General features: G+C 40.8%; 23 protein-coding genes. 15 read left to right on the top strand and 8 right to left on the bottom strand.

Features of this window, described 5'->3' with window-relative positions:
* Positions 1-22: 22 nt before the first annotated feature.
* The 3 genes from EV579_RS05735 (at position 23) to EV579_RS05725 (ending at position 2,047) form a co-directional block, all read left to right on the top strand.
* The gene (locus EV579_RS05735; RefSeq protein WP_024422706.1) at positions 23-340 is read left to right on the top strand and encodes a hypothetical protein; all 318 of its coding nucleotides are present in this window, start codon (positions 23-25) and stop codon (positions 338-340) included.
* Between the two features lie 112 nt (positions 341-452).
* A complete protein-coding gene (gene deoD, locus EV579_RS05730; protein ID WP_012010274.1) occupies positions 453-1,148 on the top strand; it encodes a purine-nucleoside phosphorylase in 696 nt (231 codons plus the stop codon).
* A 68-nt stretch (positions 1,149-1,216) separates the two neighbouring features.
* Positions 1,217-2,047 carry a M15 family metallopeptidase gene (locus EV579_RS05725; protein ID WP_024422705.1) on the top strand — a complete coding sequence of 277 codons (831 nt, stop codon included), beginning with the start codon at positions 1,217-1,219 and terminating at the stop codon, positions 2,045-2,047.
* 50 nt (positions 2,048-2,097) lie between these two features.
* Here EV579_RS05725 and EV579_RS05720 read toward each other — a convergent pair whose 3' ends face one another.
* Together EV579_RS05720 and EV579_RS05715 are read right to left on the bottom strand one after the other, a co-directional pair.
* Complete coding sequence (locus EV579_RS05720) at positions 2,098-2,349, bottom strand: hypothetical protein (RefSeq protein WP_024422704.1); 252 nt, start codon at positions 2,347-2,349, stop codon at positions 2,098-2,100.
* 93 nt (positions 2,350-2,442) lie between these two features.
* Complete coding sequence (locus EV579_RS05715; RefSeq protein ID WP_073205969.1) at positions 2,443-3,141, bottom strand: class I SAM-dependent methyltransferase; 699 nt, start codon at positions 3,139-3,141, stop codon at positions 2,443-2,445.
* Between the two features lie 150 nt (positions 3,142-3,291).
* Between EV579_RS05715 and EV579_RS05710 the strand changes: the two genes are divergently transcribed.
* A complete protein-coding gene (locus EV579_RS05710; protein WP_073205967.1) occupies positions 3,292-4,677 on the top strand; it encodes a S41 family peptidase in 1,386 nt (461 codons plus the stop codon).
* A gap of 39 nt (positions 4,678-4,716) precedes the next feature.
* Here EV579_RS05710 and EV579_RS05705 read toward each other — a convergent pair whose 3' ends face one another.
* The 3 genes from EV579_RS05705 to EV579_RS05695 form a co-directional block, all read right to left on the bottom strand.
* Positions 4,717-6,210 carry a sodium:solute symporter family protein gene (locus EV579_RS05705; protein ID WP_133744120.1) on the bottom strand — a complete coding sequence of 498 codons (1,494 nt, stop codon included), beginning with the start codon at positions 6,208-6,210 and terminating at the stop codon, positions 4,717-4,719.
* Positions 6,210-6,413 (bottom strand): DUF3311 domain-containing protein, encoded by a 204-nt coding sequence (locus tag EV579_RS05700; RefSeq protein WP_024422700.1) that lies wholly within the window; start codon positions 6,411-6,413, stop codon positions 6,210-6,212. Before EV579_RS05700 ends, EV579_RS05705 begins: the two co-directional genes overlap by 1 nt.
* A gap of 238 nt (positions 6,414-6,651) precedes the next feature.
* A complete protein-coding gene (locus EV579_RS05695) occupies positions 6,652-7,269 on the bottom strand; it encodes a nitroreductase family protein (protein WP_024428323.1) in 618 nt (205 codons plus the stop codon).
* 138 nt (positions 7,270-7,407) lie between these two features.
* Between EV579_RS05695 and EV579_RS05690 the strand changes: the two genes are divergently transcribed.
* Together EV579_RS05690 and EV579_RS05685 are read left to right on the top strand one after the other, a co-directional pair.
* Complete coding sequence (locus EV579_RS05690; protein ID WP_024428324.1) at positions 7,408-7,740, top strand: winged helix-turn-helix transcriptional regulator; 333 nt, start codon at positions 7,408-7,410, stop codon at positions 7,738-7,740.
* A 75-nt stretch (positions 7,741-7,815) separates the two neighbouring features.
* Positions 7,816-8,034 (top strand): hypothetical protein, encoded by a 219-nt coding sequence (locus EV579_RS05685; RefSeq protein ID WP_024422697.1) that lies wholly within the window; start codon positions 7,816-7,818, stop codon positions 8,032-8,034.
* A gap of 41 nt (positions 8,035-8,075) precedes the next feature.
* On the opposite strand, the gene EV579_RS05680 is transcribed toward EV579_RS05685, so the two are convergent.
* Positions 8,076-8,549 carry an Hsp20/alpha crystallin family protein gene (locus tag EV579_RS05680; RefSeq protein ID WP_076841072.1) on the bottom strand — a complete coding sequence of 158 codons (474 nt, stop codon included), beginning with the start codon at positions 8,547-8,549 and terminating at the stop codon, positions 8,076-8,078.
* Positions 8,550-8,635: 86 nt separating this feature from the next.
* Here EV579_RS05680 and rarD point away from each other — a divergent pair, with 86 nt between their 5' ends.
* From rarD to bshB2, 4 genes are all read left to right on the top strand, one after another.
* On the top strand, positions 8,636-9,547 hold the full coding sequence (gene rarD / locus EV579_RS05675; protein ID WP_048239421.1) for an EamA family transporter RarD: 912 nt from the start codon (positions 8,636-8,638) through the stop codon (positions 9,545-9,547).
* A 78-nt stretch (positions 9,548-9,625) separates the two neighbouring features.
* A complete protein-coding gene (locus EV579_RS05670) occupies positions 9,626-9,907 on the top strand; it encodes a hypothetical protein (protein ID WP_133744119.1) in 282 nt (93 codons plus the stop codon).
* The gene (locus EV579_RS05665; protein WP_008359999.1) at positions 9,904-10,254 is read left to right on the top strand and encodes a YojF family protein; all 351 of its coding nucleotides are present in this window, start codon (positions 9,904-9,906) and stop codon (positions 10,252-10,254) included. The genes EV579_RS05670 and EV579_RS05665 overlap by 4 nt, the downstream gene beginning before the upstream one ends.
* Positions 10,255-10,272: 18 nt before the next feature.
* The gene (gene bshB2, locus EV579_RS05660) at positions 10,273-10,938 is read left to right on the top strand and encodes a bacillithiol biosynthesis deacetylase BshB2 (RefSeq protein ID WP_024422693.1); all 666 of its coding nucleotides are present in this window, start codon (positions 10,273-10,275) and stop codon (positions 10,936-10,938) included.
* Between the two features lie 44 nt (positions 10,939-10,982).
* Here bshB2 and EV579_RS05655 read toward each other — a convergent pair whose 3' ends face one another.
* Both EV579_RS05655 and EV579_RS19255 read right to left on the bottom strand, forming a co-directional pair.
* Positions 10,983-12,344 (bottom strand): MATE family efflux transporter, encoded by a 1,362-nt coding sequence (locus tag EV579_RS05655; RefSeq protein WP_024422692.1) that lies wholly within the window; start codon positions 12,342-12,344, stop codon positions 10,983-10,985.
* Positions 12,345-12,403: 59 nt separating this feature from the next.
* On the bottom strand, positions 12,404-12,529 hold the full coding sequence (locus EV579_RS19255; RefSeq protein WP_008359993.1) for a hypothetical protein: 126 nt from the start codon (positions 12,527-12,529) through the stop codon (positions 12,404-12,406).
* Between the two features lie 82 nt (positions 12,530-12,611).
* Here EV579_RS19255 and cdaS point away from each other — a divergent pair, with 82 nt between their 5' ends.
* From cdaS to EV579_RS05630, 5 genes are all read left to right on the top strand, one after another.
* On the top strand, positions 12,612-13,238 hold the full coding sequence (gene cdaS / locus EV579_RS05650) for a sporulation-specific diadenylate cyclase CdaS (RefSeq protein WP_024422691.1): 627 nt from the start codon (positions 12,612-12,614) through the stop codon (positions 13,236-13,238).
* A gap of 404 nt (positions 13,239-13,642) precedes the next feature.
* Positions 13,643-14,968, top strand: coding sequence for a C40 family peptidase (locus EV579_RS05645; RefSeq protein ID WP_133744118.1), 1,326 nt, complete (start codon positions 13,643-13,645; stop codon positions 14,966-14,968).
* A gap of 78 nt (positions 14,969-15,046) precedes the next feature.
* On the top strand, positions 15,047-15,625 hold the full coding sequence (locus EV579_RS05640) for a superoxide dismutase family protein (protein WP_122631000.1): 579 nt from the start codon (positions 15,047-15,049) through the stop codon (positions 15,623-15,625).
* An 89-nt stretch (positions 15,626-15,714) separates the two neighbouring features.
* Positions 15,715-16,593, top strand: a complete 879-nt coding sequence (locus EV579_RS05635) for an ATP-binding protein (RefSeq protein ID WP_044332903.1) — start codon at positions 15,715-15,717, stop codon at positions 16,591-16,593.
* Positions 16,594-16,604: 11 nt separating this feature from the next.
* Positions 16,605-18,521 (top strand): vWA domain-containing protein, encoded by a 1,917-nt coding sequence (locus tag EV579_RS05630; RefSeq protein ID WP_133744117.1) that lies wholly within the window; start codon positions 16,605-16,607, stop codon positions 18,519-18,521.
* The last annotated feature ends 194 nt before the right edge of the window (positions 18,522-18,715 follow it).

Raw genomic sequence — 18,715 nt, 5'->3', positions numbered from 1 at the left:
ATATAAAAGGGGAGGGATTTGAATGCAATTGACGTTGAGATTTTTTCAAAAGAAACCTTCAGCATTTCACTTAACCATTTATCAGACACCTGAATATGGCGCTGCAAGCGGGCATCAGCCTGTGTACCGGACAAAGATTGGCGGCAGAACACACCTTGATGTACTGGAAAAAGCATTCTCGACATTTAATGTACATGATACAGTCCCTAATGATTACAATGCGCGGTTTATCACAACAGGTGATATTGTTGTGATTGATGATAAGAAAAAGGGGAAGTGCTATTATCAGCTCTCTCCGGCAGGGTGGAAACGCAGTGAACGACTAATGACGATAGGTTAAATAGATAATGAATGATGCCAGCTGGAGATCCAGCTGGTATTTTCTTTTTTAAGCTCGATCGTTTATAATAAATAGGATAAAATACATAGTAAACGTAAGTGGAGGCTAAAAAATGAGTGTACATATTGGAGCAGAAAAAGGACAAATTGCAGAAACGGTATTGCTACCAGGCGATCCGCTTCGTGCGAAATATATTGCAGATACATATTTAGAAGATGTTGAGTGCTATAACGAAGTGCGCGGAATGTATGGCTATACTGGAACCTATAAAGGGAAACGTGTTTCTGTACAGGGCACTGGAATGGGCGTACCGTCTATTTCAATTTATGTGAATGAACTCATTCAAAGCTATGATGTTCAAAACTTAATTCGCGTTGGATCTTGCGGAGCCATCAAAAGAGATGTCAATGTACGTGACGTCATTTTAGCCCAGACATCATCAACAGATTCACAAATGAATCGTGTGGCTTTTGGACCGATTGATTATGCGCCATGCGCTGATTTTGGCCTGCTCAAGAAAGCCTACGACACAGCAGAAGCAAAAAATGTCGCTGTACGTGTCGGAAATGTATTTACAGCAGACCAATTTTACAATGAAAAACCACTTGAGCTCATGGCTCAATATGGTATCCTAGCGATCGAAATGGAGACAACCGCTCTTTATTCTCTTGCAGCAAAATTTGATCGAAAAGCGTTATCCATTTTGACTGTGAGTGACCACGTTCTAACAGGAGAAGAAACAACGGCTGAAGAGCGTCAAACAACGTTTGATGAAATGATCTTAATTGCGCTAGACTCCGTTTTATAATAGTATAAAGGGTGTGCTACAATGTAGCGCATCTTTATTTTTTTAGAAGAGCAAAAGGAAGGTATGTCATGAAGAAAAGCTACAAAATACTCTCAATCGCATCGATTCTTGGTTTGACAGCCGCGCTATCAGGCTGCCAGTTGCTGGATCAAAAAAGCGGTACATCTGAATCAAACAAAACAAACGAACAAAAAAACGCAGCAAGTTCATCTCCCCAGCACAACTCAAACGATAAGGCAGATTCATCGAATCAAGAGCTGACGTTAAAGAGTGAATATTTCAATGACATCAAGGTTGTGAGCGGTCTGAAAACCATTCAAAATCCTGAAAATGTGCTAGCACTTGTCAACAAAGAATATGCATTACCAGGAACCTATAAACCTTCTGATCTTGTTGTACCAAAAGTAGAATTCTCTTTTTCGGAAGATATTGAAAAGCGATATATCCGCAAAGAAGCAGCGGAAGCGCTTGAGAAGTTATTCAAAGGTGCAAAAAAGGAAAACTTCGAGCTTGCTGCAGTATCTGGCTATCGCTCCTATGACCGTCAAAAAGTCATTTTTGATAGTGAGGTCAAATTAAAAGGCAAAGAAAAAGCACAAGAAGCAGTCGCTTTACCGGGCGAAAGTGAACATCAAACAGGTTTAGCCATGGACATTTCCTCAAAGAGTGCCGGTTTTGAGATCTCTGAAAAGTTTGGTGAAACACCAGATGGCAAATGGGTGGCTAAAAACGCCTATAAATATGGCTTTATCATCCGTTATCCAAAAGGAAAAGAAGACATTACGAAATACGAATATGAGCCGTGGCATCTGCGCTATGTGGGAAAAGAAGCCGCAAAAGCGATGCATGATCATGATTTAACATTTGAAGAATACATGAACAAAGTAAAGAAAATCTAAACAAGTTAAAGGCCTCCCAGCTATTCGGGAGGCCTTCTCTTATTCTTCTTTTAAAAAAAGAACAATCCTGCTAATGCGAAGCCGGTAATGAAACCGAGGCCGATGCCATACGCTGCACCCCAGCCATAATATCCGCCCCAATAGCCAAAGCCAAAGCCTCCGCGAGACCCGCCGACTGGACGAATATAAACTTTGCGGTTTGTCACACGCTCAATGCGTCCGACGTGTACTCTGCCATTACGGTCAGTAATTCTAGCGACTTTCCCCATATGCTGCTGACAAAGCTTGTAGTAGCGCTCCATGTTTTTCCTCCTTATGACAAAACTCTATTCACTCTTATCCTATGCCAGAGACTTCATAGAGTTTGGACAAAACATATAGGAGATTCGCTCATTTTATACGGTGCATTCAAATAGAATGTGACTTAACTGCTTTCGGTGTTCTTGAATGAGATCGTAGTGTGTTTGCAGTGTCTCGTAAAGAGAAGGCGGTATGTGTTCAGATAATTCCATCTCTGTCGGTTCCTCCTGCACCATATGTTCATCGAATGAAAGAATCTGAATGTCACGGAAGCCTGCTGCTGTTAACTGCTCCTTCCATTCTTCAAGCGACAAGAGCGAGTGAAAGCCGTAAAAATTTCGAACAGCTGCCAGCTCTTCAGGGGTAAGAGGGGCTTTTAACACAGCTTCATTTGCAATCAATTGACTGCCAGGAGCAAGCACTCGTTTGATTTCAGCTAGTGCATCAGGCAGCTTGGTAAAGCTTAAAACAGATTCACTGATGAGTAGAGAGAACGCTTGATCTGGAAAGGGCAGCTGCTCAATAGATGCCTCTAAAGCACGGATCGGCAGTTCCTCCCGTTTGAATCGCAGGTTCGCCTTTTCAATCATCAATGGATGCGTATCAATGGCCTCCACCTGATAACCTATATTTCCTAAATAGGCGGCGGTCTGTCCTGTACCGCATCCAGCGTCCAGTATTCGTGCATGAGGCGGCAGTTTTATATGCTCAATCATCGTTTTTGTTAACTCAATTCCGCCAGGATGGGCACCTGATACGCCAAAATAAGCAAGCATTTCTACATAATCACTCATATAATCCCTTCTTTCTTTATCCTGTTCCTCTCTAAAGATTATGCAATAGAGAGGCAAATGGCTTATCTTTTCAAATAGAAGTTGATCCTTTGGTTGACGGATGAAGCATCGTCCTTGATAATAATGAAAGGAGATAAAGGTGGTGTTTTTTTGAAAAAACAAATGAAGTTCGTGGTAGCCATTCTGGTGACTGCTGCACTGTCCTCAGCGATTACATTTGTGATCACAAAACAAGGTGCTGTCAGCGTCTCAGGAGACGAGAAGTTTAGTAAACTCATGGCTGCGTATACGAAGGTAAAGGATGAGTATTACGAAAAAACGGATGATCAAAAACTAGTAGATGGTGCGATCCAAGGAATGATTGCATCACTTGATGATCCATACTCTACATATATGGATCAGGAGGAAGCCGAAGGATTTAACAATACCATTTCTTCTTCATTTGAAGGAATTGGTGCACAAGTTGAAGAGAAGGATGGACAAATTTTAATTGTCGCGCCGATTAAAGGCTCTCCTGCTGAAAAAGCTGGTTTGAAACCTCATGATCATATTTTAAAAGTGGATGGAAAAAGCACCAAAGGAATGTCGGTCAATAAAGCAGTCTCTCTCATTAGAGGGAAAAAAGGAACGGATGTTAAGCTGCATCTTAACCGTCAAGGAGTCGGCAATGTAGATGTGACCATCACAAGAGACACGATTCCGCTTGAAACGGTGTATGCAAAACTCACAAAAGACAAAATAGGAGAAATCCAAATTACGTCCTTTGCTGAAACCACATCGAAAGAGCTGGATAAAGCAATTGATGACCTCGAGAAAAAAGGGGCAAAAGGTTTTGTCATTGACCTAAGAGATAATCCAGGCGGCATCATGACAGAAGCCATTGAAATGAGCAATGACTTTATTGATAAAGGGAAAGTCATCATGCAGGTTGAAGAAAAAGGGAAGAAACAAGTGTACAAGGCTGAAAAAGAACGCAAAGTCCATCAGCCGGCAGTTGTCCTTGTAAATGGCGGTTCAGCCAGCGCTGCTGAAATCATGGCGGCGGCTCTGCACCAATCTTCAGGCATTCAAATTGTGGGTGAAAAGACGTTTGGCAAAGGAACTGTTCAAAATGCGCAAAACTACAATGATGGTTCTAGTGTCAAGTTAACCATTGCAAAATGGCTGACACCAGACGGTTCTTGGATTCACAAAAAAGGTATCGAACCACAGGTGAAAGCAGCTCTCCCAAGTTATGCAAAGCTGCCGTACTTAAGCCCGAAAAAATCATATGAGCTAAATGACAATGGAGATGAAGTCAAAGCAGCTCAAAAAATGTTCCAAGCGCTCGGCTACAAAGCAAAAGCAAACGGTGAGTACGATCAAGCATTCCAGACTATCGTCAAAAGCTTCCAAACAGACAACGATCTCAAGGCAGACGGTATTCTGACAGGAGATACAACGACCGTTCTGATGACAAAGATCCAAGATAAGCTAAAGAACAACGATACACAAATGAAAAAAGCCATTGAAGTCTTGAAAAAAGAAATGAAATAAAAAAAGCAGTCCTCATCAGGGGACTGCTTTTTCTTATCCTTACACTTCGTTTGTGATTGCTTCTGTTTTTTCATCATCCTTTTCAAATAGATCATTCATGACAGAATTGGATGTGACTTTCTTTTGGAAGAATGGATTCAAAATCAAGATGACGACGACGTTTGCTAGTAAACCAAGAAAACCTTCATAAAGGCCGAACGTAACTTGTGAGATATTCGCTGTAAAGGTAACGATGATTCCAACGACTAAACCGGCAATCGTTGCTTCTCTCGATTGTTTTTTCCAGAATAAGCTGATGGCAATAGCTGGGAAGATTTGAACCATTCCTGAAACACCAATGAGCTGAAGCGTGACAAGTGCAGTTGGGAACAGCATCCCGAATAAAAGAGCGAGCCCGATGACGATAAACACCATCGAACGTGTAATGATGGTCAATCTTTTAGGTGACACATTCGGATGAATTAAGTCACGGTATAAATTATTGGCAAATAAATTCGATGCGCCAATGGCCATGATGGAGCATGGAATGAGGGAAGCCAGTGCAATCGTTGAATAAGCGAGCCCCTGCATCACGCCGCCATATGATGTTTGAATTAAATGAAGAAGAGCAAATCTTGGATTTGTATCTTCTGGTAAGACTAAAAAAGCAATAAATCCAAGGAAGATGACCAAAATCAATACAATATTATAAAGAGGCAAAAACATGCTGTTTTTGCGGATGGCATCTGCGCTTTTGGCTGTAAAAACCCCAGTTGCTGCGTGTGCCCACATAAACAAAGCAAGGGCAGAAACGCCTGAAGCAGTAATGAACCATAAAATGCCCTTAGGACCGCCTTCAGGGATCGTTAGAAGCTGAGGCGCTTCTTTGGCTAACGTGTTCATCATCGGTGTCCAGCCGTTAAAATGAATAATTGGCAGTGAAACGACCATAAACAGCATGATCACCCAAACAAGAATATCTTTAATAATGGCTGTATATGTAGGACCTTTAATACCACTGAAAAATGTATAAAGTGCGACTAAAATAAATGAAATAATAACTACTGCATTCACATTAATATAATTAGTTCCAGCGACAGTTAACGTATCTTGAATTCCGCTCAGCTGAAGACAAATATAAGGAATCAGCATAAGTACTCCAACAATCGCAATCAAACTGGATAACAGTTTGCTGTCAAACCGCTCACGTGCATAATCGGCAAGTGTTGTAAGGTTGTGATTTTTCGCAACCGTCCATAGTTTCGGTAAAAAGAAATAAGCAATAAAATAAGCTAGGACTGAATAAGGAATAGCGAAAAAAGCGACGCTTCCAGCTGTATAAGCTGTACTTGTAAGCCCTAAAAAAGTATACGCTGTATATAAGTCTGCCCCAACGAGGAACCATACGAGCAGTCCGCCAAATTTTCTTCCGCCGACAGACCATTCTTCAACTGACTGTCTTGATGATTTGTCACGACCAGCGGCAAATCCGATGACCACGACGATGAAAATAATACTTGCAGTAATCAATAAAGCTGTTAAATTTCCTTGCATTAGTCAGTTCCTCCATTTGAATGTTGCATCTTATAAATGATAAATGTGCAAATTGGTGTGAGTACAATCCATAGCAAGAGCCAGAAGTGGAAAAAGGGCAGGCCGATGACAAATGGATGAATGCGGTTCGCAAAAGGCAGCAATGCGAGCTGTCCGATGAATGGAATCGCGATTAGTAGTGCCAGCATCAATTTTTTGTTCATGATTTCCTCCTGAATATTTTGTAATTTCATAATAATAGCAGTTGTCAGATTAGATCACAAGACCATTTTCAGAAAAAACAATCATTTTAGTGAATATCATACTAATATAACGCTTTCATTCTTGAAAAAGGAGAAAGAGTGAAGTTGTAAAGAGGAGGAAGGTGAAAGAAAGTATGTAGAAATAATATTTAAAGCCAATAAAAAAGCCCCAGCATAAAGGCTGAGGCTTTGCCAATTTTTAAAGGAAATCAGATACTTCTTCGATGTCGAAACGGTTGCTTTTATGAGCTTCTTTCGCTGCTTTACCAACTGAAATCAGCATAACCGGCTCGTAGCGGCCGCTTACATTGAATTCTTTGATGTACGCGTCTTTACTGAAACCACCCATTGCACATGTATCATAGCCCATTGCTTTGGCCGCAATCATTAATTGCATAGCAGCTAATGAAGCATTTGAATACGCTGCTTCGCGTGCATATTGCTCGCTTTGGTATGCGCCATTGATTTGAGTCATCAATGTTTCTTTAATGTCTTCTGTAATGAAACCTTGTTCTGCCAGCTCACTGTAGATTTTTTCGCCATTTTGGTTAGCTTCAAGGTCACCTAGAACTGCAATAACAGCTGATGCCTGTGATACTTGCTTTTGGTTGTAAGCGATTGGAAGTAATTTTGCTTTTGCTTCAGCACTATGGAAAACAGTGAAATGCCAATGCTGAAGGTTCCAAGCAGATGGTGCTTTTGTTGTGATTTCAAGAAGCTCTGTTAACTCTTCTTTTGTCATTTCATGAGAAGTATCATACTCTTTTACTGAAGCTCTTTGTTTTAAGATGTCAATTGTTTTTTGATCGGTCGCCATATGGATATTTCCTCCCGTTTTTGCAAATAATATGGTACAATAACTAAAAAGTGAGAAACTTACTTATTGTAACTAGAGTTATTTTAAATTGTACACCGTTAGTTTGTCAAACAATCATGAAAAGAAAGGCTGAAATTTATGGAATTCCAATTATGTCCACACATTCAGCAAGCTTTTTTACTCCTAGGCAAAAGGTGGAACGGTCTCATTATACATGTATTGCTTGATGGACCAAAGCGTTTTAAAGACCTCACAGACACGATCCCGTCGATCAGTCAAAAAATGCTCGCAGAGCGTTTAAAAGAGCTCGAGCAAGAAGGGATTATAGAGCGGACTGTCCTGCCTGAGACGCCTGTCAAAGTCATTTACAGTTTAACTGAAAAAGGGAATGCGTTACATGATGTGTTTCATGAGGTATCTCGGTGGGCAGGGGAGTATACAGACTCACACGGGAAAAAGGAGCAAGCCTAGTTTCAGGTTTGCCCAAACATTTTGACTCCTGATGAATATGCTGATGTTAGGCACATGACAAAGGAGGAGAAATGCATGTACCCTCATACTCCGTATTTTCGAGGCGGCGCCCCTGGCATTCCGCCATATGAATCCAGAGTCCCTTTGTTTTTTGGTTTTGGCGCTCCTTTAGTCGGCGGACTGCTTGGCGGATTTCTAGGAAGTGCGATTTTTAATTATCCCCGTCCATATTACCCGCCGCCACCACCGCCTGCTCCACCACCTTATGGCGGCGGATATCCACCATATTATTAAGAAAAAAGAGTAAGCCTGCTTCCGTTCTTAAAGCAGGCTTTTTATAATGGAATATCAATTTCAGAAATTCCTGGATCATCATGCTTTAAAAACATAATTTCCAAAATGCCGTCTTGATATGACGCCTTCGTTCCTTTTCGTTTCACAGCAGCAGGGAGAACGACTTTCTTCTGCGTTCCTTCTTCAGGAAAATGATCAATAAACAGCAGATTGGCTGTATGTTTGATTTTGACTTTTTCTGTGTTTGGACGAGCAAGTTCAATTTTGACAAACACATGATCAGTCGTCTCGAACACTTCGACTTCTGGCTCTTTTTCTTTTTCGACATCAGTTTCTCTCGTTTTTTGATTTTGAGAAAGGGGGTCCTGAAATGGGAACTGAGCAGGATAATTGGAGCCGAATACACTTTCCATGACTTGATTGACATACTGCTCAACGTCTTTAGGATCTGAATTCTTTAAGGCTTCTTTTGAGAACTGCTTTTGAAAAGGGAATAATCGGTTCCAGTCGAACATGTGAATCATCCTTTCTAAATGCCCTGAATTAGTATATGCCCATTCGCCTGCGTGCGTGCTATAATATAGGTTAGATTTAGAAAGGGATGGTTACATTGAACGAACAGCAATCAAAAGGTGTTCTCTACACGGCAGCATCTTTTACACTCTGGGGTTTATTCCCGTTATATTGGAAGCTGATGGAGCATATTTCGTCAGGCGAAATTTTAGCGCATAGAATTTTATGGTCATTTGTGTTTATGTGCGGTATTCTTTTGTATTTAAAACAAGTCCGCCCGGCAATGCAGACAGTGAAGGGTCTCATACTGGATGGTAAAGCATTTTTTTCATTACTTTTATCTGCTATTTTAATTTCGGTCAACTGGTATGTTTACATTTGGGCAGTCAATCATGGTCTTATGCTAGAAGCAAGTTTAGGGTACTATATTAATCCGCTTGTATCCGTTCTATTAGGCATTATTTTCTTAAAAGAACGACTAAATAAATTGCAAACCATTGCCATCCTCATTGCCGCATTTGGGGTGATCCTTTCAACAGTTCAATACGGGTCATTTCCTGTCGTTGCTTTCTTATTAGCCCTTAGCTTCGGCTTTTATGGTTTGATTAAAAAAAGGATGAGCTTCACGAGCGCGATTGGTTTGACGATTGAAACGCTGCTTCTCGCACCGGCTGCACTTGTGTATTTATTATTTTTCTTAAAAGAACCTGTCGTGACTATGAATCCTAACAGCTTCGGGTCGCTCGGTCTCTTATTTTTTGCAGGCGTTTTTACAGCCGTGCCGCTTCTTTTATTCTCAGAAGGCGCAAAAAGAATTCCTCTTTATCAAGTGGGCATTTTGCAATACATTGCACCGACAATTACGCTGTTTTTAGGGCTGTTTGTCTATCACGAACACTTATCCGCAGCTAAAATTGTGACATTCCTTTGTATTTGGGTGGCGATTTTACTGTTTACCACCTCTCAATTACGCATGAAAAAAACAGCGAATTCTCATTAAGCCAAACGAGCAGTTTGCTTTTTTTTGCAGGCGGATCATGTCATAATAAGTTGTTACCAAAACTGTAGAGGTGATCATATGTCGTCAGCTCATGAGCTTGCAGCCGCCTATCAATCTTTATGGAAAAATCGTCAGCTTGATGTTGATGATATGTCTTCTTTACACGAGGCCATATGTGATGATTTACTTGATGCACGAACTCATCCGAGAGTGAGGAAATCATTACACCAAAAGTATGTGCTTGCTGTGGAGAGAATTTTAGAAAGTGAGCTTAAGCATGATCATCAGCTGCAGCTGATCAGCTTACATACGAAAAAGCTGCGAGAATTAATTCAAAATGAAGGAAGGAACCACTCATGAAACCAATTCAAACGGAAGATGTCACAGCACATCTTGAATCGTTTTTAAATCGTCCAGTCTTCGTTCATCTTGAAACGACAACTGGTTCTTATTCAGCTCATGTAAATGAACAAAATATGACGGTTGTTGCGTATATCCGCAACGCGAAAGTCGTCTATTCACAGGCGAAAATAAAAGGACAAGGTCCATACCGTGTTGGAATGAAAACAGAAGATGGCTGGATTTACGCAGAAGGATTAACCGATTATGTGTTTGATGACCAAGGCCGCCTGCTATTAGCTGGACACTTGCCAGACGGCAAACTAGCGATCTCATTACAAATTAGTGAAACACCATTTCAGGTGTAGAAGAAAGGGTGACAAGTCATGAACGAACATGTACTAGTGATGCTGCCTCACCCCGATGATGAATCTTTTGGGGTTGCTGGTCTCATTGCACAAAGCAGAAAACGCGGAATTCCCGTCACATATGCATGCGGGACACTTGGAGAAATGGGCAGAAATATGGGAAGCCCAACATATGCGAACCGTGAAACACTTCCTGAATTAAGAAAACAGGAATTAATCAATGCCTGCAAAGAAATGGATATCACAGACTTACGTATGCTTGGCCTGCGTGATAAAACATTGGAATTTGAAGACGACGAGTATTTGGCAGATGTGATGGAAACCATCATTGATGAAGTCAAACCGACACTCATTGTGACGTTTTATCCAGGACACGGTGTACATCCTGATCATGATGCGACAGGTGAAGCTGTGATTCGTGCTCTTTACCGCAAGAAAAAAGAAGACCGTCCTGTCACATACTGCATGGCCATTACGAAGAATAGAGAAGAAGTCCTTGGACATGCGGATATTGTGATTGATATTACAGATGTTGCAGATATCAAATTAAATGCACTGAGAGCGCATAGAACGCAAACAGAGGGCATGCTGAGAGAGCTTGAACAAAAGCTGAAAAACAAAGAACCAGTTGTCCAAAAATGGTTTGATGAAGAAATTTTCTGGACGTATCAATGGAATGACTAAACAAAAAGCAGCTGATCTATGTCAGCTGCTTTTTTGTGTTGGATTTAGTGATTCGATACATGCCTGAGTTGACGTTTTTGAATCAATCTGAGACGGATAAAGAGGACGATGGCGCCTGCGGCAAGCCCGGCAATCAGTCCGATCCAATAACCAAACGCCCCAAAGGAGGTATATGTGCCAATGAGATAACCGGCAGGAAGACCGATGACCCAGTAAGAGACAAAAGCAGCAATCAGCGTATAATTCACATCTTTATAGCCGCGCAGAGCCCCTTGAATAGGTGCAGCAATCGCATCTGACAGCTGGAAAAAGATCGCGTAAATCAAAAAGTGCTGTGTCATTTGTAAAACAGCTGATTCTGCTGTATATAAACCAGCGATCTCTGGTCTGAATAGCAAGATGAGGGCGGCCGTACATAATGAGAATAATACCGCCGTTCCAATGCCGATATAGCTGTAGCTTTGCGCGTCTTTATACCTCTTAGCCCCCGCTTCAAACCCAACAACGATCGTTAACGCCATTGAGATACTAAGCGGTAAAATATAAAGAATAGAAGCAAAGTTCATCGCTGCTTGGTGACTGGCGATAGTAATGGTATCAAAGTGCCCCATTAATAGGGTCACTGCTGCAAAGATACTCGTTTCAAAAAAGATCGCAAACCCGATAGGAAGGCCAATTTTCAGTATTTGCCCTATACGGGAGATATTCATTCGAGGCAGTTTTTGAAACAAACGAAATGAGGCAAATGGTTCTGCTTTAATGACAATACAAATACTCATGATGAAAATCGCCCAATACGTCATTGCAGATGCAAGACCGGCACCCGCGCCCCCAAGCTTTGGAAAGCCAAAATTCCCAAAAATAAATACGTAATTTAAAACAAAGTTAATAGGAAGTGCTGTGAGCGTGATGAACATTGTCACACGTGTTTTCCCTAATGCATCAATAAATGACCTTAGCACCGAATAACCAAACAGCGGAATGATGCCAAAAGCAAGAAAGCTGAGGAAATGCCGGGCAATATCCTCTACAGAGTGCTCGAGTCCAAGTCCTCCGAGTATGTAAGGAACGCTGATCGTACCAATGACAATTACAGCGATACTTAAAAGAAAGGACAAATAGATCGCCTGAAAGACAGCCCGGGGAACATCATCTTTATGCCCAGCGCCCATCAGCTGAGCCACAATCGGAGTAACGGCCATCAAAATCCCGGCAAGTCCCGTATAAACAGGTGTCCAAATACTAGAACCGATCGCAACACCCGCAAGGTCTTCTGCACTCACTTTTCCAGACATCACCGTATCTAAAAAGGTAATAAGCGAAAGACCTGCTTGGGTGATTAAAATCGGAATCAAAATGGTTAAAAATAGTGTCAGCTTTGCTCGAATGCTATTCGTTTCTCTCATCATAAGTTCCTCTCTGAACAGAAATAACGAGAGGAATTATATCATGCTATGTAAAAAAATCAATTCTCCGTCGGATTATTTTTCTTAGATGGCTTCGTTTTTTTAAACATTTGGGCATAAATAAAAGAAAGACTGACAACACCTAAAATGCTGCAAGCATATTGGATGATTTTCTGAATGGTCATATTAAGCTCACCTCCATACAAATAGAATGTGCACAATTTGCTATTTTATAACAACAAGCGAAAGAAGGGGGGAAAAGATCAGATGATCCATCGGACGAACGAAGAAGTGATATTTAAAGCCGGGATGAGAACACATTTAATGAACATTATGAAGGATGCAAGTGACATCATTGATTCTCTTGATGAAACAGAGCAGTGTTTACTTTGTGATCTCGAAGCATTGCATGATCAGTTTAATGAAATGCATGCAGAGGCCTCGTCGTTTTATTTACAAGCGTATATGGAAGAATTCACACCAGGATTTGCTCAATTTTCTTTAGCCATTGAGAATTTATCAAAACAAAAGCATGGAGCACTCATTGTGATCCAAAGACGCGATGAGGTTGAGGATTTTATTCAAAAAGGGACAAACCTTCATGCGAAAATTAGCGCTTCCTTAATAGAAAGCATTTTCTATCCGGGAAATCCACTGCATGATGGTGCTCTTTTAGTCAAAGAAAATACACTTGTTTCTGCTGCAAATGTGCTGCCACTTACATCGAAAAAAGTGAGCCCGTCGCTCGGCACAAGGCATAGAGCAGCGATCGGACTCTCTGGTATGACCGATGCACTTGTTCTTGTCGTATCAGAAGAAACGGGAAAAATGTCGTTTGCGAAAGAAGGCGTGCTTTACCCGCTTACCGTAAAAGATCCGGAAATAAGAAAATAAAAACGAACGCTGCATTCTTCATTCGGAAGGATGCTTTTTTATTTGCGGAGAAAAATCGACCAATTAAGTAAAAAGTCATTTGATACAGAAAAATTTGTCATGTAGAATAGAACTATGAAACTAGCAGTGTGCTTGTTTTGACAAATTTCTAAACGTCAACTTAAAAATTCCTTAAAAAATGTTTATAAATACAACAAACAGCCGATAGAAACGATATGGCTTTGTTTTTTAGCATTTTGAGTTGGCTGCTTTAGCCTATTTGTTATTGCCCAACGTCTTCATGTCGAGTAATATAATAGAAATAAAGATAAAATAGTGCAAGAGAAGCAGAACCATTAAATGCTAAACTCGAAACTAGTACATAAGTCTTAATGGACCAAATTACGAAAGGCGGAGATTTCTTTATGAAGAAAAAAGTAGTAACCGGCCTCACAGTTTCAGCGATCGCTGGCTCAGCTGTGTTTGCTGCACCGGCAGAAGCACAGACGATCAAGGTGAAAAGCGGTGACTCACTTTGGAAGATTGCCGAACAGTACAATACAAGTATTTCGGAGCTTCAATCTCTTAATCAATTAAAAACGACAATGATTTTTGCAGGACAAAGCTTGAAAATTCCTGGCGAAAAAAGCAAGAAATCCAGTTCATCAACAGGATCAAAAGCAACGAAGAAATCAAGTGCTTCAACGACTTCCAGCTACACTGTAAAGCTTGGAGATTCTTTATGGCTGATTGCAAAAAATCATAAAATGTCAGTTGCGAGCTTAAAAAGCCTAAACAGCTTAAACAGCGACTTGATTCGTCCTGGTCAAAAGCTAAAGGTATCTGGCAGCACGAAGACGAGCGGAAGCCAGTCATCAAATTCAAACTCATCTTCAAACTCCAGCTCAAGCAATAAAACAACGAACTCAAATAGTTCATCGTCTTCAAGTACATACAAGGTCAAATTAGGGGATTCTCTTTGGAAAATTGCGAATTCGCTAAATATGTCGATTGGTGAAATCAAAACATTGAACGGATTAAAATCTGATATGATTTATCCGAATCAAGTATTGAAAGTAAAAGGGACGGCTGCATCAAAACCAAGTCAGTCAAAACCTACTAAACCAAGCAATTCAAATAGTAACCAGTCTTCTAGCGGGAAAACAACCTCTTATACTGTAAAATCAGGCGATTCGTTATGGAAAATTGCGAATCAATTCAAAGTACAGGTTCAATCCATCCGCACAGCCAACAGCTTGAAAAGTGATGTGCTTAGAATTGGACAAGTATTAAAAATTAATGGTGCAGCTTCCGGCTCAACTGGATCGAATGGCTCTACGTCTAACGGTTCAACAAAGCCAGTCGACAATAACAAAAATGATGTACCAATGAATGCAAAGATCACGACAATGATTCAAGAGGGGAAAAAGCTGACAGGGGTTCCTTACAGATGGGGCGGTAATACACCAGCAGGATTTGACTGCAGCGGCTTTGTTTACTATCTCATTAACAAGGTTTCATCTGTATCCAGATTAAGCACAGCTGGCTACTGGAATATGATGACTCCTGTAAGCACACCACAAGTTGGAGATTTTGTTTATTTTACAACGTACAAAGCAGGCCCTTCTCATATGGGACTATACCTTGGCGGAGGAGATTTCCTTCATGCAAGTGACAATGGAGTAGGAATTTCGAACTTAAGTAACCCATATTGGAAAAAAGCCTACTTAGGTGCAAAACGTTTCTTCTAAAAAAAGCCGATTTTCGGCTTTTTTTGTTTGCCCGCTGCTGTGATTGTCCATACTGATAACAAAAGGGGGCAGTCATAAATGAAAAAGTCAGTGTGGATGATCATGATATGTTTGATCTTTACCGCATCAGCATGTCATGCACCGCCGAAAAAAGAAACGACAGAAGAAACAAGCGAAGTTTCAGCACCTAAACAAGCACCAGTCACGACGTCACTCATAAACGCAAGCGGGCAAAAAATAGGAAGCATTGAAATAAGAGAGTCCTCAGAAAATGGGCTGGATCTGCATGTGAAAGCGAAAGGGCTGCCGCCAGGTCCTCACGGTTTTCACATTCATGAAACAGGAATATGTGAAACGCCAGATTTTGAAACGGCAGGAGCTCACTTTAATCCAACCCATAGAGAGCATGGTTTTGACAATCCAAAGGGGCACCATGCTGGAGATATGCCTAATTTAGAGGTAGGAGCAGATGGACAAATTGATGTGGTTGTGAACGTACCGGATGTGACGTTAAAGGGAGGCCCGAATCAATTAATCGATCAAAATGGGCGAAGCTTTATCATTCATGCAGAAGCAGATGATTATTTAAGTAACCCTTCTGGAAATTCAGGGAAACGCATTGCTTGCGGATCGATCACAAAAGAAATGGTAAAATAACAGAAGTCTAACCTTTATGTATTGAGTGCATAAAGGTTTTTTTAGTATACTTGGTGAGGAAAATGATCGAAGAGAGGAATTAATCATACATGTTTAACGAACAATCACTCCCAGAAGAAATTCAAGAAATGATTGAAGCAAAAGCAAAAGTGCTGGAAGAAGAATTTCGTCCACTTATTGGAACAGGCGGCTATGAATCACAGGATACTTCTATCATTCAAGATGCCATGATTGCATTAGCACTAGGAAAAAACGTTCTTTTAAAGGGGCCGACCGGCTCAGGTAAAACAAAACTAGCAGAAACATTATCCGCTTTCTTTCAGCAGCCGATGCACAGTGTGAACTGCTCGGTTGATCTTGATGCTGAAAGCTTGATTGGCTATAAAACCATTCACAATGATGGTCAGGTGGCTTCGATTGAATTCATTGAAGGGCCTGTGACAAAAGCAATGAAAAAAGGCCATCTTTTATATATTGATGAAATCAACATGGCGAAGCCAGAAACACTTCCTATTTTAAATGGTGTACTCGACTACAGAAAAATGATGACAAACCCATTTACAGGTGAGGTTGTTCGAGCAGAAGAAGGCTTTGGCGTCATTGCGGCAATCAATGAAGGATATGTCGGCACAGTACCTCTAAATGAAGCGTTAAAAAACCGTTTTGTTGTCATTGACGTTCCATATATCGGCGGCGGTATCCTGAAAGATGTACTGCAATCTCAATCTGTTTTAAAGGATGAGCGGTTAATTGATCAATTCGTTCAGCTCTCATCAGACCTCATTACACAAGCTCATAACGGACAGGTGAGTGAAGAAGCAGCATCCATCCGTGCACTCCTAGATACTTGTGATCTTGCGCAGTACATCCCGCCGCTTCGTGCCGTTGAACGAGGCATTGTTGAAAAGCTGGAAGATGACCGGGAAAAAGCAGCGGTAAGAAATATCGCTCAAACATTATTCGAGTGAGGTTCTGACTTTTGAAATTCATTAAATTTAATGACAGCAGAATCGATTCATTTTTATTTATGGAATTAACGGATTTAGCCAAAACGTTAGCAAAAAGTGATGATGTCGAGCTTGAATACGGTGTACAGTCCTACTATGAACCGTTTGAAAAGAAAATTTTCATCAGTCATTTTTGGGATGATCGTAAACAAGAAGATATGCTAGCAGGGCTGAAAAGTGATGTGTTCCTTCGTGCAGTAGGCACGGTTTATAGTGATCTTACGGTATTTCAGGAGATCATTCGCTTTGCTCATACATTATCCATTCCTGATGTATGTAAACAATTGTTTATGCTGTTTGAAGATATCCGGATTGAAGAGCGGATTAAACATGACCGCCCAGGAACAAAAAAGGTATTTAAACGAAGAAGAGAGCTGTACCGGCGTCACTTTAAGACACAATTAACGATTAACCAAGAACGAAGTATTTTAACAGATGCACTCTTTTGTGCGATTTATGTGAAGCTGACAGCTGATTCTCCGCTCGAAGAGATTCCGCCTCTTCATGAGCAGATCAACCCAATGATTCCGTTTATTGAGTCAAGTCTTGAACGTGTGTATGATGCGGGTTCAACATCAGACATCGCAGCTATTGTCAAAGAATTGATGGAAGGCTTCGATGAACTGCTTGAAAAGGATATGCTGAATACGTACTTTTTCTTCCCTGAATTGGACTATGAACAAGCGGCAAAAGAACCGCTGTTCCATGATTTAAAAAGAAAACCTAAATTAAGTGAGGACATTAAAGTCGACCGTGAAAAAGAAGGCGATGAAGACATTCACCAAGAGTATATGGAAGTGTGGCATCGAGAAACCGAAGCGCCATCCAAAAGCTTCCTTCAATTTGATTTAGAGCACGGCGGTAAAAGTGATCTTGGTAAGGATGCGGCAAGAGAAGGTGATGACGGAGATCAGGCACTCGGAACTGTCCAGGGCTCTGCAAAGCAAACACACCGAAAAGATTATTCAAAGCTTGAAGCGCTGGAAGAGGCTGAAGGTGAAGAAAGCGGGTCAGATGGTTATGAGAATGGAAAAGAAAACAAATATGCGTTTCCAGTCATGATTTCACCAGATCCTCCTAAGCCAGAACAAATCGATGCATACAAGCAGCATGCGAAGGAAATTGAGCCTTATCAGAAACGCTTAAAACAAATGATCCAAAAAACACTTGAACATAAAAAATCATGGCCTAAAACAGACCTTCATGCAGGACGTCTCAGTAAAAAGCTGATTCGCTACTTTACAGAGTCTAACCCGCGTCTTTTCTATAAAAAACAGGCACCGTCTTCTCAGATTGATGCTGTTTTCACCTTATTAGTAGACTGTTCAGCGAGTATGTTTGACAAGATGGATGAGACGAAAAAGGGCATTGTTCTCTTTCATGAAGCGTTAAAATCCGTGCAAGTCCCACATCAAATTGTTGGGTTTTGGGAAGATACAAACGATGCAACAGAAACGAGTCAGCCAAACTACTTCAACACAGTTGTGTCGTTTAAAGATTCTCTATTTGACGCAGGGCCTTCTATTATGTCTCTTGAGCCAGAAGAGGATAACCGGGATGGCTATGCGATCCGCCAAATGACAAAGATGATTTTAAAACGAAGAGAAGAACAAAAGTTTCTGATTGTCTTTTCAGACGGAGAACCAGCTGCGTTCAGCTACGAACAAAATGGGATTGTCGATACGCATGAAGCAGTTCTTGAAGCGAGGAAAAAGGGCATTGAGGTGATCAATGTGTTTTTATCCAATTCGCCGATAGAAGAAGCACAGATGAAAACCATTCAAGATATGTATGGCAAGTTCAGCATTTTTGTACCAGATGTCGATACATTGCCAGATGTTTTATATCCATTACTGAAGAAACTGCTGCATAAAAGCATTGGGGCATAAGCTTTTGCCCCTTTCTTCAAATTATTTTTCGGAATGATTTAAATTTTTTGTTTTTCTGTGAATTTTTTATCTTTAATTGAACAAAGAATGTAGAAAGTAATCCAAAACAGTGGTAGAATATTATTGGAAGCGTTTTATTACATAAATTTGGTCATTGTGTTCTGGAAGTTATATCGAGATAGTGTTCAATCACT

It is taken from the genome of Bacillus sp. BK450, assembly GCF_004364885.1.
Lineage (GTDB): Bacteria > Bacillota > Bacilli > Bacillales > Bacillaceae > Bacillus > Bacillus safensis.
Note: the sequence above shows the minus strand (reverse complement) of the source record. Positions and strands in the feature narration are given on the sequence as shown.

Excerpts from the sequence above, each read along its gene's own strand:
- EV579_RS05645 (WP_133744118.1), top strand. The coding sequence starts at position 13,643 with ATGAAGAAAAAAGTAGTAACCGGCCTCACAGTTTCAGCGATCGCTGGC.
- EV579_RS05720 (WP_024422704.1), bottom strand. The coding sequence starts at position 2,349 with ATGGAGCGCTACTACAAGCTTTGTCAGCAGCATATGGGGAAAGTCGCT.
- EV579_RS05700 (WP_024422700.1), bottom strand. The coding sequence starts at position 6,413 with ATGAACAAAAAATTGATGCTGGCACTACTAATCGCGATTCCATTCATC.
- EV579_RS05670 (WP_133744119.1), top strand. The coding sequence starts at position 9,626 with ATGTCGTCAGCTCATGAGCTTGCAGCCGCCTATCAATCTTTATGGAAA.
- EV579_RS05685 (WP_024422697.1), top strand. The coding sequence starts at position 7,816 with ATGTACCCTCATACTCCGTATTTTCGAGGCGGCGCCCCTGGCATTCCG.
- deoD (WP_012010274.1), top strand. The coding sequence starts at position 453 with ATGAGTGTACATATTGGAGCAGAAAAAGGACAAATTGCAGAAACGGTA.
- EV579_RS05735 (WP_024422706.1), top strand. The coding sequence starts at position 23 with ATGCAATTGACGTTGAGATTTTTTCAAAAGAAACCTTCAGCATTTCAC.
- EV579_RS05715 (WP_073205969.1), bottom strand. The coding sequence starts at position 3,141 with ATGAGTGATTATGTAGAAATGCTTGCTTATTTTGGCGTATCAGGTGCC.
- EV579_RS05640 (WP_122631000.1), top strand. The coding sequence starts at position 15,047 with ATGAAAAAGTCAGTGTGGATGATCATGATATGTTTGATCTTTACCGCA.
- EV579_RS05665 (WP_008359999.1), top strand. The coding sequence starts at position 9,904 with ATGAAACCAATTCAAACGGAAGATGTCACAGCACATCTTGAATCGTTT.
- EV579_RS05695 (WP_024428323.1), bottom strand. The coding sequence starts at position 7,269 with ATGGCGACCGATCAAAAAACAATTGACATCTTAAAACAAAGAGCTTCA.
- EV579_RS05705 (WP_133744120.1), bottom strand. The coding sequence starts at position 6,210 with ATGCAAGGAAATTTAACAGCTTTATTGATTACTGCAAGTATTATTTTC.
- EV579_RS05725 (WP_024422705.1), top strand. The coding sequence starts at position 1,217 with ATGAAGAAAAGCTACAAAATACTCTCAATCGCATCGATTCTTGGTTTG.
- cdaS (WP_024422691.1), top strand. The coding sequence starts at position 12,612 with ATGATCCATCGGACGAACGAAGAAGTGATATTTAAAGCCGGGATGAGA.
- EV579_RS05690 (WP_024428324.1), top strand. The coding sequence starts at position 7,408 with ATGGAATTCCAATTATGTCCACACATTCAGCAAGCTTTTTTACTCCTA.
- EV579_RS05635 (WP_044332903.1), top strand. The coding sequence starts at position 15,715 with ATGTTTAACGAACAATCACTCCCAGAAGAAATTCAAGAAATGATTGAA.
- EV579_RS05680 (WP_076841072.1), bottom strand. The coding sequence starts at position 8,549 with ATGTTCGACTGGAACCGATTATTCCCTTTTCAAAAGCAGTTCTCAAAA.
- EV579_RS19255 (WP_008359993.1), bottom strand. The coding sequence starts at position 12,529 with ATGACCATTCAGAAAATCATCCAATATGCTTGCAGCATTTTAGGTGTT.
- EV579_RS05655 (WP_024422692.1), bottom strand. The coding sequence starts at position 12,344 with ATGAGAGAAACGAATAGCATTCGAGCAAAGCTGACACTATTTTTAACC.
- bshB2 (WP_024422693.1), top strand. The coding sequence starts at position 10,273 with ATGAACGAACATGTACTAGTGATGCTGCCTCACCCCGATGATGAATCT.
- rarD (WP_048239421.1), top strand. The coding sequence starts at position 8,636 with ATGGTTACATTGAACGAACAGCAATCAAAAGGTGTTCTCTACACGGCA.